The sequence below is a fragment of the Geodermatophilus sp. URMC 61 genome (assembly GCF_052931555.1).
The window spans coordinates 189,457-203,687 of the sequence record NZ_JBRFHZ010000002.1; the positions used below are offsets into that span (position 1 = coordinate 189,457).

Genomic DNA, 14,231 nt, shown 5'->3' on the forward strand with positions numbered 1-14,231 from the left:
CGCGCGGTCAGTGGACCTCGTGGTGGGTGACGGTGCGCTCGCGGTCGACCAGCCAGCGGTCGTCCTCCGGGTAGAAGACCGCGGTGGAGACGTCGTCGCCGGCGAAGCCGCGGACGGCGTCCAGCGACGTCCAGAAGCTGAGCGTGACCACCTCGGTGCGGCCGTCGTCGAGGTCGCGGGTGAGCAGGTGGGCCTCGATGTTGCCGGGGGTGGCGCGGTACTGGGCGATGCCGGTGTCCCGGACGTAGGCGATGTAGGCGTCGCGGTCCTCGGTGCGGACCCAGCCGCGCCAGGTGCGGGCGATCATGGTCCACCCCTCCTCGAGGGTCGGGCCACGGCCGCCTCGTCGCCTCCGGTCAGCCGCAGCAGGTCGGTGTAGGTGAGCGCGACCATCGTGTGGTGGTCACCGCCGCCTGCCCAGAGCAGCGGGTACCGGGCCAGGTCGACGTCCACCAGCGCGCGCAGCGAGGCGGGGTGGCCGGTCGGCGCCACCCCGCCGACCTCCTGGCCGGTGGCCGCGAGGACGAACTCGGGGGCGGCCCGCCGCACCCGCTGCGCGCCGACGAGCGCCGCCACCTTCCTCGTGTCCACCCGGTGCGCGCCGCTGGCCAGCACGAGCAGCGGCGCGCCGTCGGCCTCGAACACGAGGCTGTTGGCGATGGCGCCCACGTCGCAGCCAAGCACCTCTGCCGCGGCGGCCGCCGTCGGCACCGGCTGGTCGAAGCGGCGCAGCTCGGCGTCCACCCCGGCCTCGCGCAGTGCGGCGACCACCCGGTCGACCGCGCTCACGGCGCTGCTCTCGGCTTCGCTCCCGCGGGGCGCTCCGCTCCTCGCTCGCGGAGCCCACTGCGATGCTCGCGCCCCCGTCCGCTCACAGCGTGAAGACGATCTTCCCCGCCGTCCGGCCCTCGAGCATCCGCTCGAAGCCCGCGCGTGCCTGCTGCAGCGGCAGCTCGACGTCGATGACCGGGCGGACGCCGGTGGCGATGCACATGCGCATCAGCGCCTCGAGCTCCTCGCGGGTGCCCATCGTGGAGCCGATGATCGACAGCTGGGTGAAGAAGACCCGGTTCAGCTCGGCACCGGGGTTGAAGCCGGTGGTCGCGCCGGAGGTCACGATGACGCCCCCCGGCTTGAGCGACTTGACGCTGTGGCTCCAGGTCGCCTCGCCGACGGTCTCCATGACGCCGTCCACCCGCTCGGGCAGCCGTGCGCCGCTCTCGAACGCCTGCTCGGCGCCCAGCTCGAGGGCCGCCTGCCGCTTCTCCTCGCTGCGGCCGGTCACCCAGACCCGGAAGCCGGCGGCCTTGCCGAGCACGGTCAGCGCGGTGGCGACGCCACCGCTGGCCCCCTGCACCAGCACGGTCTGGCCGGGCCGCAGCCCGGACTTCACGAACAGCATCCGGTAGGCGGTCAGCCAGGCGGTGGGCAGGCACGCGGCCTCGGCGAGGGAGAGCTCGGCCGGCTTGCGCAGCACGTTGCGCCGGGGGACGGCGACCCGCTCGGCCATCGTGCCCTGGTACAGCTCCGAGAACAGCGTGCGCTTGGGGTCGAGCGTCTCGTCACCGGTCCAGTTCGGGGTCGCGACGACACCGTGGACGACGACCTCGTTGCCGTCCTCGTCGAGCCCGGCCGCGTCGGTGCCGAGGATCATCGGCATCCGCTCCTGCGGGAGGCCGACCCCGCGCAGGCTGAACAGGTCGTGGTGGTTCAGCGAGACGGCCTTGACCTGCACCGTCGTCCAGCCGTCGGGTACCTCCGGCTCGGGGCGCTCACCCACCTCCAGCACGGAGAGCGGGTCCTTCGGGGCGGGCGTGGAGACGAAGGCAGCGAGCATGCCGGGACTATGTCACTGCGACCCGCCGAGCCGCGACCGACGGGGTGGGCAGTCGCGCCGTCGTCCGGGACCATCCGAGACCGGATGCCCCCGCGCCCACGGGAGACGGTGATGACCGTGCCGACACCACCGCAGACCCCGCTCGTCGATACGCTGAACGCCGAGATGGCCAGCGCCTGGAACGGGGCGGACGGCGAGGACTGGGTGGCCCACGCCGACCGCTACGACGCGGCCTCGGCGGCCTTCGACCCCGCTCTCCTGGACGGCGCCCGGATCACCGCGACCGACCGGGTGCTCGACGTCGGCTGCGGCGCCGGGGTCTCGACCCGCGCCGCCGCCCGCGCGGCCCCGGCCGGGCACGCCACCGGCATCGACCTGTCCGCCCCGCTGCTCGCCGAGGCCCGCCGGCGCAGTGCGGCCGCCGGGCTGACCAACACCACGTTCGTCCAGGGCGACGCCCAGGTGTACCCCGTCGAGTCCGGGGCGTACGACGTCGTGATCAGCCGGTTCGGGGCGATGTTCTTCGGCGACCCCGTCGCAGCGTTCACCAACCTCGCCCGGGGCCTGCGACCCGGCGGGCGGCTGGCCCTGCTGTCGTGGCAGGAGCTCGCCCGGAACGAGTGGCTGCTGGTGCTGCGCCGCGCGCTGGCCGCCGGTCGCCCGCTGCCGGAGCCACCGGGCGATGCCCCCGGACCGTTCGGCCTGTCCGACCCCGACCACGTCCGCCGCGTCCTGGCCGCGGCGGGGTTCGAGGCGGTCGACCTCGCCGGGCTGCCGGGGACGGTCCGGCTCGGCGCCGACGCCGAGGACGCGTTCGGCTTCGTCAGCGGGCTGGGGCTGACCCGGGGACTCCTCGGCGGGCTCGACGACCACGCCCGGCGCGCGGCACTCGCGGACCTGCGCGCGCAGATGGCTGCGCACGCGACCCCCGCGGGCGTCCTGTTCGGCGCGGCCGCCTGGCTGGTCACGGCACACCGCGGCTGACGCAGCTCCGCGGGCGGACCGAGCAGGTCTCGTCGTCGCCACGCGTGCACACGCCGGGCGGGACGACCCCACCTGCCCACCCGGCAGCGCCACCCGCCGTGTCCCGGTGTCCGGGACACGGCCGAGGGGGGAAGGGTAGGCGGACACCCCTCGACGTCGAGCCAGGCGCGGGAGGGGAGCCGGGTCTCAGGCCGGGGCCGGGACGGCGCCCAGCTGCACCATGAGGCCCAGGAAGTCGGCGGTCGTCCAGCGCTCGACCACCTGGTCGCCGCGGAACCTCATGATCGTGATGCCCTCCAACACGTAGGGCCGGCCCGTGGCGGGCACGCCCATGAAGTCGCCGCGGTGCTCGCCGGACACGGCGAACCGGCAGCTGTACAGGTCGCCGTCGACGAGGTGCTCGTGGAAGTCCAGCTGCGGGTTCGGCCGCCCCGGTGCTCCCATGACCGACCAGAACTGTCGGTAGAAGCGCGCCACGGACGGCTTGTCCATCGGCTCCGGCTCCACGCCGTGGAACCGCAGGTCCTCGGCGTACAGCTGGAGGTAGCCGGGCAGGTCCCCGGCGTTCCACCGCTGTCGTGCCCGTTCGACCCGTTCGGCGCGAGTGGCCATGGCTCCTCCTGCGCGAGGTGACCTCGCAGCCTCGCGGAGGACCCTGGCAGCCGGGCCCCGGCACCCCCAGAGCCCTTCGTCCTGCCGGGCCGGTCAGTCGCGGGGCTCCACGATGACGGGGGCACCCGCACCGGGCTCAGCGGACCACCACGACGTGCTCCTGGCGGGGCACGAACTCGCCGATCACCGGGGCGCCGGGCACCTCGCCGCCGAGCAGCAGCCCGCCGGAGGTCTGCGCGTCGGCCAGGAGCAGCGCCTCGTCCTCGGAGACGGCGGACAGGTCGGTGTGCGGCCGCACCCAGTCGAGGTTGCGCCGGGTGCCGCCGGAGACGAAGCCCTCGGCCAGCGCCTCCCGCGTCCCGGTCAGGTAGGGGACGGCGGCGGCGTCGACGACCGCGGTGACCCCGCTGGCCCGGGCCATCTTGTAGAGGTGCCCGAGCAGCCCGAAGCCGGTGACGTCGGTGCCGGCGCGGATCCCGGCGGCCACGGCGGCCCGGCCGGCGTCGCGGTTGAGCGTGGTCATCGCCGCGACCGCCTCCTCCGACACCTCGCCGGTGGCCTTCATCCGGTTGTTGAGCACGCCGATCCCCAGCGGCTTGGTCAGCGACAGCGGCGTCCCGGCCACCGCGGCGGAGTTGGTGACGACCCGGTCGACGTCCACGATGCCGGTCACCGCCATGCCGTACTTGGGCTCGGGGTCGTCGATGGAGTGCCCACCGCCGACGTGGCAGCCGGCCTCCTGCGCGGCCTCCAGCCCACCCCGGAGCACCTCCGCGGCGAGCTCGGCGGGCAGCAGGTCGCGCGGCCAGCCGAGCAGGTTCACCGCGACGACGGGCGTGCCGCCCATCGCGTAGACGTCGGAGAGCGCGTTGGTCGCCGCGATCCGGCCGAAGGTGTGGGCGTCGTCGACCACGGGGGTGAAGAAGTCGGTGGTCAGCACCAGACCCTGACCGCCGGCGATCCGGACGACGGCCGCGTCGTCGCCGTCGTCCAGGCCGACGACCAGCTCCGCGGCCGGGTCGACCGGGCCGGCCGCGGTCAGGCCGGCCACCACGGACTCCAGCTCGCCGGGCGGGATCTTGCAGGCGCAGCCACCCCCGTGGGCGTACTGGGTGAGGCGGATGCGTGCGGGCGCGGACGTCACGCGGCCACCGTAAGCTCCCCGGTGGAGGCGTCAGGGTGTCTGGTGACCCCCGCGGCCTCTAAAGCCGACGTGGCCGAGCAGCTCGGTCAGGCGGGTTCGATTCCCGTCCGCCTCCGCCAACTCCTCCCGCCGTTTGCGTCCGCCCACCCCGGCCGCCGCCTACGCTGCCGGGCGATGAGCGACGACCCCCGGCGGCGCGTGCCGCGCACCGACACGCTGCTGGCCGACCCGCAGCTCGCCGCCGCCGCCGACCGGCTGGGCCGCGACCTGGTCAGGGCCGCGGTCCAGGACGTGCAGCAGCGGGTCCGCACCGGCGCCGTCCCGCCCGACGCCGCCGTCCCCGCCGTGCTCGCCGCGCTGCCGGCGACGGCGAGCAGCCTGCGCCCGGTGCTCAACGCGACCGGCGTCCTCGTGCACACCAACCTGGGCCGCGCGCCGCTCTCGCCGGCCGCGGTGGAGGCGGTCGTCGCCGCCAGCGGCACCACCGACGTCGAGCTCGACCTGACCACCGGCCGGCGCGGCCCGCGGGGCGAGGCGGCGCTGGCCGCGCTGCTCGACGCCGTCCCGGCCGCGGAGGCCGCGCTCGTGGTGAACAACTGCGCCGCCGCGCTGGCGCTGGTGGCCACCGCGCTCGGTGGGGAGCTGGTCATCGCCCGCGGCGAGCTGGTCGAGATCGGCGACGGCTTCCGCATCCCCGAGCTGCTCGAGGCCACCGGTGCCCGGCTCCGCGAGGTGGGGACGACGAACCGCGTGACCCTCGACGACTACCGCCGCGCCCTGTCCGAGCACACCGGCGCCGTGCTCAAGGTCCACCCGTCGAACTTCGTCGTCCGCGGGTTCACGCGGGCGGTGCCGGTGGCCGAACTCGCCGCGGGGCTGGCCGGCAGCGGCGTCCCTCTCGTGGCCGACGTCGGCTCCGGCCTGGCGCGGCCGCACCCGGTGCTGCCCGACGAGCCGGACCTGCAGACCACCCTCGCCGACGGCGCCGACCTGGTGCTGGCCAGCGGCGACAAGCTGCTCGGCGGGCCGCAGGCCGGGCTGGTGCTCGGCCGCGCCGACCTCGTGCAGCGGCTGCGGCGGCACCCGCTCTACCGGGCGTTCCGCGTCGACAAGACGACCCTGGCCGCGCTGGAGGCCACGCTGCGCGGCCCCCGGCCGCCGGTGCAGCAGATGCTCGCCGCCGACGTCGACGGCCTGCGCCGCCGCGCCGCCGCACTCGCCGCCCGGCTGACGGCCGCCGGGCTGGACGCGGTGGCGGTGGACTCCGAGGCCCGCGTCGGCGGGGGAGGGGCGCCGGAGCACCCGCTGCCCAGCGCCGCGGTGTCGCTGCCCGCGGAGTTCGCGGTGCCGCTGCGCGCCGGCACGCCCCCCGTCGTCGGGTACGTCGCCGGCGACCGCACCCTGCTCGACCTGCGCAGCCTGCCGCCGGCGGACGACGAGACGCTGGCGGCCGTGGTGCTGGAGGTGGCCCGCCGGTGGACCTGACCGCTCCCGGCGCGTCCGGGATGGACGTCATCGCCACCGCCGGCCACGTCGACCACGGCAAGTCGACGCTGGTCCGCGCGCTCACCGGCATGGAACCCGACCGGTGGGAGGAGGAGCGCCGCCGCGGGCTGACCATCGACCTCGGCTTCGCCTGGACGACGCTGCCCTCGGGCCGCCGGCTCGCGATCGTCGACGTGCCCGGCCACGAGCGCTTCGTGGGCAACATGCTCGCCGGCGTCGGCTCGGTGCCCGCCGCGCTCGTCGTGGTCGCGGCGGACGACGGGTGGTCCGCGCAGACCGCCGAGCACGTCGCCGTCCTCGACGCCCTGGGCGTGCGGCACGCGCTGCTCGCCGTCACCAAGGCCGACCTCGCCGACCCCGCGCCGGTGCTCGCCGACGTCCGGCAGCGGCTGGCCGCCACGTCCCTGGGGGGTGGGCCGATGGGCGAGGTGCCCGCGGTGGCGGTCAGCGCGGCCACCGGCGCGGGCGTGCCGGACGTCGTCGCCGCGCTCGAGTCGCTGCTCGCCGGGCTGCCGGCGCCGGACCGGGACGCTCCGGTGCGGCTGTGGATCGACCGCGCCTTCCCCGTCAGGGGCGCCGGGACGGTCGTCACCGGCACCCTCGCCGCCGGGCGGGTCGCCGCCGGCGACCGGCTGCAGCTCGGCGGCCGGGAGGTCGGCGTGCGCGGCGTGCACTCGCTGGGGCAGCCGGTCGAGCGGGCGCAGGCCACCGCACGGGTGGCGCTGAACCTCCGCGGGATCGCCGTCGAGGAGCTCTCCCGCGGCGACGCCCTGCTCACGCCGGGAGCGTTCCGCTCGACCGCCGAGCTCGACGCCACCCTGGCACGGGGTGGGTGGGCCGCCGGGGACGATGCCCGACTGCCCGCGGAGGTGGTCGTGCACGTCGGCTCGGCCGCGGTCGGCGCGCGGCTGCGCCCGCTGGAGGGGACGGCGGTGCGCCTGCGGCTGGCCACGCCGCTGCCGCTGCGGGTCGGCGACCGGCTGCTGCTGCGCGACCCCGGCGCCCACCGCGTGTGCGGCGCCGACGTCCGCGACGTCGACCCGCCCGAGCTGCGCCGCCGCGGAGCCGCCCGCCGGCGCGCCGAGGAGCTGGCCGCCCAGCCCGTCGGCCCGGCCGGGGCCGCTGCCGAGCTGGCCCGGCGCCGGTTCGTCCGGGCCGCCGACTTCGCCGCGATGGGCTGGCCGGTGCCCGAGCAGTCGACGCGCGTGGGGCCCTGGCTGCTCGCGCCCGGGCTGGTCGACGAGCTGGCCGCGGCCCTGCCCGGGATCGTCGCCCGCTACCGGCAGCTGCGCCCGCTCGAGCCCGGCCCGCCGGTCGCCGTCGCCCGGCGGGCGCTGGAGCTGCCCGACGACGAGCTGGTACCCGCCGTCGTCCGCGAGCCGCTGGCCCTGCGCGAGGGCCGGGTGGTCGTCGCGACCGCCGGCCTGCCCACCCGGGTGCAGCAGGCGGTCGACCGGATCCGGGCGACGCTGGCCGCCGACCCGTTCGCCGCGCCGGACGCCGACCAGCTCCGCGCCGCAGGGCTGGGGTCGCGCGAACTGGCCGCGGCCGTGCGCGACGGACAGCTGGTCAAGATCGCCGATGGTGTCTACCTCGCGCCGGGGGTCGCCGAGCAGGCGCGCGCCCGGCTGGCCGGCGTCCCCGCGCCGTTCACGCTGAGCCAGGCCCGCTCGGCGTGGGGGACCAGCCGGCGGGTCGCCGTTCCGCTGATGGAGTGGCTGGACGCGCAGGGCGTCACCGAGCGGCTGCCCGACAACACCCGCCGCCTGCGCTGACGGTGGCCCCCTGCAGGGTCCCACCGCTGGCTCCGTCCCGGGTCCCGCCCCGAGCTCGCGAGGGTGGGGAGGACGGGGTCCTTCCACGGTGGGGGCGGGGGGTCCTCGTTCAGCCGCCGGCCTCGCGGAGGAAGCGCTCGCGCTCGTCGGAGGCCTCCGGTGCGGGGCCGGCCGCCGTGTCGACGCTCTCGACCGTGTCCTCGAGCCGCACGGGTTCGGGCAGGGAACGGAACCGCTCGCGCTCGTCGGGCTCGGTCATGCCCGGAGGGTCCTCCTGCCGGTGGGCCGGGGCAAGGACGCACCCGGCGAACGCCCGGAGTGTCTGCTCGGCGACCTACCGTGATGCCGTGATCGACTTCAGCAACGGTTCCGTCTTCAGGCTCAACCCCGCCTCCCCGCAGGAGCTCGGCCCCGAGGTGGCGCCGCTGCTCGTCCCGGGGGAGCAGGTCGTGGCCTGCTTCAAGGCCGTGCGCGACTTCGTCGTCTTCACCGACAAGCGGCTGATCGCCGTCAACGTCCAGGGCATGACCGGCCGCAAGAGGGACTTCACCTCGCTGCCGTACAGCAAGGTGCAGGCCTTCTCGATCGAGACCGCCGGCACCTTCGACCTCGACGCCGAGCTCGACCTGTGGTTCAGCGGGCTGGGCAACGTCCGGCTGGAGTTCAGGGGCAACGCCGACATCCGCGGCCTCGGGCAGATGGTCGCGGGCTACGTGCTCTGAGGTTCCCGCGGACGCTCTGCCCCTGCCCACAGTGCGGGGCAGGGGCAGAGCGTCCGCGGGGCCTCGGTCGGCCGCGGGTCCCCAGCGGGCGCGGGCCACCCCCACTCCAGTCGAATCGGGCGGTTCGCGCCACCCTGGTCGCCGTCCGCGCCGCCCGCCGCTGCGGTCGGCGGGGCAGGCCAGAGTGAGGGTCGCGACCCCGGGACGTCGAGTCCGGCAGCACGGTGTCGTCGCTCACGCCCGGCAGCCTGCCGGGAGCGGCACACTGGGATCAGATGAACACCGTCCTGCCGCTGCTCGAGGCCCCGCCGCGGACCCTGCAGCTCCCCGACAGCGCCCGCGAGGGGCTGGCCCGCACGCCCTTCGGGCTGTACGTGCACGTGCCCTTCTGCGCCACCCGCTGCGGCTACTGCGACTTCAACACCTACACCGCCGACGAGCTGGGACCCGGCGCCAGCCGTGCCGAGTACGCCGGCACCGCGATCGCCGAGCTGCGCCAGGCCGCCGAGACCCTGGGCCCGGACCTGCCGACCGTCTCCACCGTCTTCGTCGGTGGTGGCACGCCCACGCTGCTGGCCGCCGACGACCTGGCCGCCGTCCTGGCCGAGGTGCACCGGCTGTTCCCGGTCGCCCCCGACGTCGAGGTCACCACCGAGGCCAACCCCGAGACGGTGACACCGGCGTCCCTGGCCACCCTCCGCGAGGCCGGCTTCACCCGGGTCAGCCTGGGCATGCAGTCCGCGGCCGAGCACGTGCTCGCCGTCCTCGACCGGCGGCACACCCCCGGGCGCGCCGTCGAGGCCGCCCACGAGGCCCGCGCGGCCGGGTTCGAGCACGTCAACCTCGACCTGATCTACGGGACGCCGGGGGAGACCGACGCCGACTGGGCCGCCTCGCTCGACGCCGTCCTCGCCGCCCCGGTGGACCACGTCAGCGCCTACGCCCTCATCGTCGAGGAGGGCACCCGGCTGGCCCGCCGCATCTCCCGCGGCGAGCTGCCGATGCCCGACGACGACGTGCTCGCCGACCGCTACGAGCAGGCCGACGCGACCCTGCGCGCCGCCGGCTTCGACTGGTACGAGGTCTCCAACTGGGCGCGGAGCGAGGCCGCCCGCTGCCGGCACAACGAGCTGTACTGGGCCAACGCCAACTGGTGGGGTGTCGGGCCCGGTGCGCACAGCCACGTCGGGGGGCTGCGCTGGTGGAACGTCAAGCACCCGGCCGCGTACGCCGGCCGGGTGCTGCGCGGGGAGAGCCCGGTGCAGGACTCCGAGCAGCTCGACGACGACGACCGCGCGCTGGAGACCGTGATGCTCGGCCTGCGGCTGCGCGAGGGGCTGCCGCTGACCGCGCTGTCCGACGCCGGACGGACCCGCGCTGCCCACGCCGTCGTCCGCGGGCTGCTCGATCCCGACGCGCACGCCGCCGGCCGCGCCGTCCTCACCGACCGCGGCCGCCTGCTCGCCGACGCCCTCGTCCGGGACCTGACCGACTGAAGGAGGACCCCGTCCTCCTCGTGGAGGACCCCCTTGCCCTCCGCCACTCGCAGGCTCGCGGCGGCCCCTGCAAGGGGGCCGTCAGGGGCTCGCGGCGAGCCGGGACGGGCCGGCAGGGAGGCCGCCGTCCCGACGTGCGCGGAGTCCCGCCGCTGACAGATGTCAGATGGAGATCGCGACGTCCCGCACTACTGCCGACGGGGCGCTGACCTGCAGGCTCGCCACGTGCCTGCCGACGCCCTCACCCTGACCGACCTGACCGTCCGCCACGGCGACGTCCTCGCCGTCGACGGCCTCGACCTGCGCATCCGCGGCGGCGAGACCGTCGCGCTGCTCGGCCCCAACGGCGCCGGCAAGTCCACCACCGTCAGCGCCGTCCTCGGGCTGCTGTGCCCCGACGCGGGCACCGTCCGGGTGCTCGGCCGTACCGCGGTCGACGCCGTCCGCGCCGGCTGCGTCGGCGCGATGCTGCAGCGCGGCGGCCTCCCCGGCGAGGCGCGCGTCGGCGAGGTGCTGCACCTGGTCCGCCGCAGTTACGGGCGGGCCGGGCGAGCGAGGGCATGGCCGCTCGACGACCTGGTCGCCACCACCGGCATCGGCGGGCTGCTCGGCCGCGACGTCGACGCGCTCTCCGGCGGACAGCGCCAGCGGGTGCTGCTGGCGCTCGCGCTGGCCGGTCAGCCGCCGCTGCTGCTGCTCGACGAGCCGACCTCCGCCATGGACGTCGAGGGCCGCCGCGCCTTCTGGGCGACGATGCGCGACCTCGCCGCCCGCGGCACCACCGTCGTCTTCGCCACCCACCACCTCGAGGAGGCCGACGCGGTCGCCGACCGGGTCGTGGTCATGGCCTGCGGCCGGGTGGTCGCCGACGGGCCCTCCGCGGCGGTCCGCTCGGCCGTCGCCGGTCGCACCGTCCGCTTCTCGGCCCCCATCGGGGTGGTCGTCGACCGCGTGCCCGGCGTCACCGGCGCCACCCGGCTGGGCAGCTCGGTCGCCCTGGCCACCACCGACGTCGAGGCCACCCTGCGCGCGTTGCTCGCCGAGGGCGTCGCGCTGGCCGACCTCGATGTCCGCGGCGCCAGCCTCGAGGACGCCGTCCTGTCCCTCACCACTCCTGGAGTCGCGCGATGAGCCCGCTGTTCGCCTTCCAGCTGCGCCGGGTGGCGCGCAACCGGCAGTTCCTCTTCTTCACGGTGGTGCTGCCGGCGGCCTTCACGGTCTTCTTCACCAAGGTCTTCGCCGGCCCGTCCGGGCAGGTCGACGCCGAGCAGGCGACCGCCACGACGGTCTCGATGATGGCCTACGGCGCGGTCGGGGCGGCCCTCGGCGCGACGATCCGGCTCTCCTTCGACCGGGCGTCGGGCTGGCTGCGCCAGCTGCGGGTCACCCCGGTGCCGCACACCTCGGTGGTCACCGTCGACGTCGTCGTCGGGATGCTCCTGACCCTGCCGCCGCTGCTGGTCGTCGCGCTCACCGGCCGCTTCGTCAACGGCGTGCGGCTCGCACCCGGCGAGTGGGCCGGACTGATCGGCGTGCTGTGGCTGGGGTCGGCGGTGTTCGTCGCGCTCGGCCTGCTGCTCGGCTGGGCGCTGGAGGAGAAGGCCGCCGGCGGGGCGATCGGGATCGTCGGCGTCGTGCTGGCCGCGCTCGGCGGGCTGTGGGTGCCGGTCGAGGCGTTCCCGTCGGGCCTGCGGGCGGTGGCGCACGGCCTGCCGTCGTACTGGTACGCCGAGACCGGTCGCGCCGCGGCGGGTGGCGAGCTCCCGTCGGTGCTCGCCGTCGCCGCACTGATCGGCTTCGCCACGGTGTTCGCCGCCCTGGCGGTCCTCGTGGCGCGGCGCCGTCCGCTGACCGCCGTCGCCGGCTGATGCGGCTACGGTCGGGCGCCGTGGACCCCCGCCCCCGCTGGCAGCGCGTCGGCTGGGCGCTGCCCTGGCTGCTGTTCCAGTTCTTCCCGGTCGCCGACCTGCTCACGACCGACCGGCCGCTCGCCGTCCGGCTGGTGGCGGCCGCCGGGCTGCTGGTGTTCACCGGCGCCTACCTGTCGGCGTTCTCCCGGTTCTTCGCACCGTCCGGGGCGTGGCCGTGGCGGCAGCTGCTGGTCGTCGCCGTCCTGGGCGTCGGCCTCGCCGTCTGGCTCGGGCCGTCGTGGGCCGGGCTGCTCATCTACGTGTCGGCGGCGGCCTCGGCCGGGCTGCCGCAGCGGTGGGTGTGGCCGGCCGTCGTCGCAGCGGCCGCCGTCTGCGCCGCGGTGATCACCGTGGACGACGAGCCCGGGCTGTTCATCCTCCCGGTGATCTGCCTGCTCACCGCGTTCGCGCTGCGCGGCACCCGCTTCCTGGTCTCAGTGAACGCCGAGCTCGCCGAGGCCCGCGAGGAGCTGGCCCGCAACGCCGTCGCCGAGGAGCGGCTGCGCTTCGCCCGCGACCTGCACGACCTGCTCGGCCACAGCCTGTCGCTCATCGCACTCAAGAGCGAGCTGGCCGGCCGGCTGGCCGAGGCCGACCCCGTCCGGGCGCGGGCGGAGATGGCCGACGTCGAGGCCGCCGCCCGGCGCGCGCTCGCCGAGGTCCGTGACGCGGTCAGCGGTTACCGGCAGGTCAGCTGCGCCCAGGCACTGGCCGAGGCCCGCTCCGCGTTGTCCGGCGCCGGGATCACCGCCCGGCTGCCGACGCGGGTGCCGGCGCTGCCCGGCCCGGTCGACGCGGCGCTGGGCTGGGTGGTCCGCGAGGCGACGACGAACGTGCTGCGGCACAGCGGTGCCCGCTCGGTGACCGTCACGCTCACCGAGGAGGGCGCCGAGGCGGTGCTCACCGTCACCGACGACGGGCGCGGCCCCGCCGACGACACCGAGCCCGGCTCCGGCCTGACCGGCCTGGCCGAGCGGGTGGGCGCGCTGGGCGGAGCGCTCACCGGTGGCGCCGGCCCCGACGGCGGCTACGAGCTGCGCGCCGCTCTGCCCCTGGCGCCGGTGCCGGCCGGGGCGGCGCGGTGATCCGGGTGCTGATCGCCGAGGACCAGTCCATGGTCCGGGGCGCGCTGCGGGCGCTGCTGGAGCTGGAGGAGGACCTCACCGTCGTCGCCGAGGTCGGCCGCGGCGACGAGGTGCTCCCCGCCGCCCGGGAGCACCGCCCGGACGTCGCGCTGCTCGACATCGAGATGCCCGGCCTCGACGGCCTCGAGGCCGCGCGGGAGCTGGCCGCCGAGCTGCCCGCCGTGCGCGCCGTCGTCCTCACCACCTTCGGCCGGCCGGGCTTCCTGCGCCGGGCCATGGAGGTCGGCGCGGCCGGGTTCCTGGTGAAGGACGCGCCCGTCGCCGAGCTGGCCCGGGCCATCCGCGCGGTCGTCGCCGGTGAGCGGGTGATCGACCGGGACCTGGCCGCCGCGGCGCTGGCGCTCGGCGCCACGCCGCTGTCCACCCGCGAGGCCGACGTGCTGCGCGAGGCCGCCGACGGCGCGACGGTCGCCGACATCGCCCGCCGGCTGTTCCTCTCCGAGGGGACGGTGCGCAACTACCTGTCCTCGGCGATCGGCAAGACCGGTGCGCGCACCCGCGTCGAGGCCGCCCGGGTGGCGGCGGACAAGGGCTGGCTGTGAGAGGACCCGCCTGCCCCGGCCCCGTCCCGGGCTCGCCGGCCCCCCTGCGGGGCCCCGCTGGCCCCGTCCCGGGTCCCGCCCCGAGCCTGCGAGTGGCGGGAGGCAGGGGCGGCCATCCTCCAGGGGCCCGCGCCGGGCCTGCGAGGCGTGGGGGGAGGGTGGTCCTCCTTCAGTCGCGGATCGCGGGGATGAGCGCGTCGAGGTCGAGCACCCGCACGTGGATGACGTTGCGCTGCTGCAGCGCGGCCCGCAGCGCGCGGTGCAGGCCGTCCTCGAGGTATAGCTCGCCCCTCCACTGGACGGCGTGCGGGAACAGGTCGCCGTAGAAGGTGGAGTCCTCGGCGAGCAGGGTGTCCAGGGCCAGCTCGCGCTTGGTCGTGGTGAGGGTGTCCAGCCGGATCTGGCGCGGCGGGATCATCGCCCAGTCCCGCGTCGACAGCCCGTGGTCGGGGTAGGGCCGGCCGTTCCGGACCGCCTTGAAGATCAGGGGACCGACCTCCGCTCTGCGCTGCCTGGTGCGGGCACTGGACCGCCGTCCAGCCTATCGACCGCCCCGTG

Annotated in this window: 16 protein-coding genes and 1 tRNA gene; 10 read left to right on the forward strand and 7 right to left on the reverse strand. The window is 76.4% G+C overall.

Features of this window, described 5'->3' with window-relative positions; genetic code table 11:
* Positions 1 to 7: 7 nt before the first annotated feature.
* The 3 genes from ACU610_RS00975 to ACU610_RS00985 all read right to left on the reverse strand — a co-directional run bounded on the left by ACU610_RS00975 (position 8) and on the right by ACU610_RS00985 (position 1,837).
* Positions 8 to 307, reverse strand: a complete 300-nt coding sequence (locus ACU610_RS00975; protein WP_446765859.1) for a hypothetical protein — start codon at positions 305 to 307, stop codon at positions 8 to 10.
* Positions 304 to 789, reverse strand: coding sequence for a YbaK/EbsC family protein (locus ACU610_RS00980; protein WP_446765860.1), 486 nt, complete (start codon positions 787 to 789; stop codon positions 304 to 306). Before ACU610_RS00980 ends, ACU610_RS00975 begins: the two co-directional genes overlap by 4 nt.
* Positions 790 to 871: 82 nt before the next feature.
* On the reverse strand, positions 872 to 1,837 hold the full coding sequence (locus tag ACU610_RS00985; RefSeq protein WP_446765861.1) for a zinc-binding dehydrogenase: 966 nt from the start codon (positions 1,835 to 1,837) through the stop codon (positions 872 to 874).
* Between the two features lie 111 nt (positions 1,838 to 1,948).
* On the opposite strand from ACU610_RS00985, the gene ACU610_RS00990 reads away from it, so the two are divergent.
* Positions 1,949 to 2,821, forward strand: coding sequence for a class I SAM-dependent methyltransferase (locus tag ACU610_RS00990; RefSeq protein WP_446765862.1), 873 nt, complete (start codon positions 1,949 to 1,951; stop codon positions 2,819 to 2,821).
* Positions 2,822 to 3,007: 186 nt separating this feature from the next.
* Here the strand turns inward: ACU610_RS00990 and ACU610_RS00995 are convergent, their stop codons facing one another.
* Positions 3,008 to 3,433, reverse strand: coding sequence for an ester cyclase (locus tag ACU610_RS00995; protein WP_446765863.1), 426 nt, complete (start codon positions 3,431 to 3,433; stop codon positions 3,008 to 3,010).
* A gap of 136 nt (positions 3,434 to 3,569) precedes the next feature.
* Positions 3,570 to 4,577: a selenide, water dikinase SelD gene (selD, locus tag ACU610_RS01000; RefSeq protein ID WP_446765864.1), complete on the reverse strand. Its 1,008-nt coding sequence runs from the start codon at positions 4,575 to 4,577 to the stop codon at positions 3,570 to 3,572.
* Between the two features lie 23 nt (positions 4,578 to 4,600).
* Between selD and ACU610_RS01005 the strand changes: the two genes are divergently transcribed.
* The 3 genes from ACU610_RS01005 to selB all read left to right on the forward strand — a co-directional run bounded on the left by ACU610_RS01005 (position 4,601) and on the right by selB (position 7,858).
* A tRNA-OTHER gene (locus ACU610_RS01005) sits at positions 4,601 to 4,696 on the forward strand.
* Between the two features lie 55 nt (positions 4,697 to 4,751).
* Positions 4,752 to 6,062: an L-seryl-tRNA(Sec) selenium transferase gene (gene selA, locus ACU610_RS01010; RefSeq protein ID WP_446765865.1), complete on the forward strand. Its 1,311-nt coding sequence runs from the start codon at positions 4,752 to 4,754 to the stop codon at positions 6,060 to 6,062.
* Positions 6,053 to 7,858: a selenocysteine-specific translation elongation factor gene (gene selB, locus ACU610_RS01015; protein WP_446765866.1), complete on the forward strand. Its 1,806-nt coding sequence runs from the start codon at positions 6,053 to 6,055 to the stop codon at positions 7,856 to 7,858. The genes selA and selB overlap by 10 nt, the downstream gene beginning before the upstream one ends.
* A gap of 109 nt (positions 7,859 to 7,967) precedes the next feature.
* On the opposite strand, the gene ACU610_RS01020 is transcribed toward selB, so the two are convergent.
* Positions 7,968 to 8,117 (reverse strand): hypothetical protein, encoded by a 150-nt coding sequence (locus ACU610_RS01020; RefSeq protein WP_446765867.1) that lies wholly within the window; start codon positions 8,115 to 8,117, stop codon positions 7,968 to 7,970.
* An 88-nt stretch (positions 8,118 to 8,205) separates the two neighbouring features.
* On the opposite strand from ACU610_RS01020, the gene ACU610_RS01025 reads away from it, so the two are divergent.
* From ACU610_RS01025 to ACU610_RS01050, 6 genes are all read left to right on the forward strand, one after another.
* Complete coding sequence (locus ACU610_RS01025) at positions 8,206 to 8,580, forward strand: PH domain-containing protein (protein WP_446765868.1); 375 nt, start codon at positions 8,206 to 8,208, stop codon at positions 8,578 to 8,580.
* 275 nt (positions 8,581 to 8,855) lie between these two features.
* Positions 8,856 to 10,076, forward strand: coding sequence for a radical SAM family heme chaperone HemW (gene hemW, locus ACU610_RS01030; protein WP_446765869.1), 1,221 nt, complete (start codon positions 8,856 to 8,858; stop codon positions 10,074 to 10,076).
* Between the two features lie 225 nt (positions 10,077 to 10,301).
* A complete protein-coding gene (locus ACU610_RS01035; RefSeq protein ID WP_446765870.1) occupies positions 10,302 to 11,207 on the forward strand; it encodes an ABC transporter ATP-binding protein in 906 nt (301 codons plus the stop codon).
* Positions 11,204 to 11,944 (forward strand): ABC transporter permease, encoded by a 741-nt coding sequence (locus tag ACU610_RS01040; RefSeq protein ID WP_446765871.1) that lies wholly within the window; start codon positions 11,204 to 11,206, stop codon positions 11,942 to 11,944. Before ACU610_RS01035 ends, ACU610_RS01040 begins: the two co-directional genes overlap by 4 nt.
* 20 nt (positions 11,945 to 11,964) lie before the next feature.
* Positions 11,965 to 13,071, forward strand: coding sequence for a sensor histidine kinase (locus tag ACU610_RS01045; RefSeq protein WP_446765872.1), 1,107 nt, complete (start codon positions 11,965 to 11,967; stop codon positions 13,069 to 13,071).
* A complete protein-coding gene (locus ACU610_RS01050; RefSeq protein ID WP_446765873.1) occupies positions 13,068 to 13,673 on the forward strand; it encodes a response regulator in 606 nt (201 codons plus the stop codon). The genes ACU610_RS01045 and ACU610_RS01050 overlap by 4 nt, the downstream gene beginning before the upstream one ends.
* Before the next feature lie 169 nt (positions 13,674 to 13,842).
* Here ACU610_RS01050 and ACU610_RS01055 read toward each other — a convergent pair whose 3' ends face one another.
* Positions 13,843 to 14,160 (reverse strand): type II toxin-antitoxin system VapB family antitoxin, encoded by a 318-nt coding sequence (locus ACU610_RS01055; protein WP_446770678.1) that lies wholly within the window; start codon positions 14,158 to 14,160, stop codon positions 13,843 to 13,845.
* Positions 14,161 to 14,231: the final 71 nt, after the last annotated feature.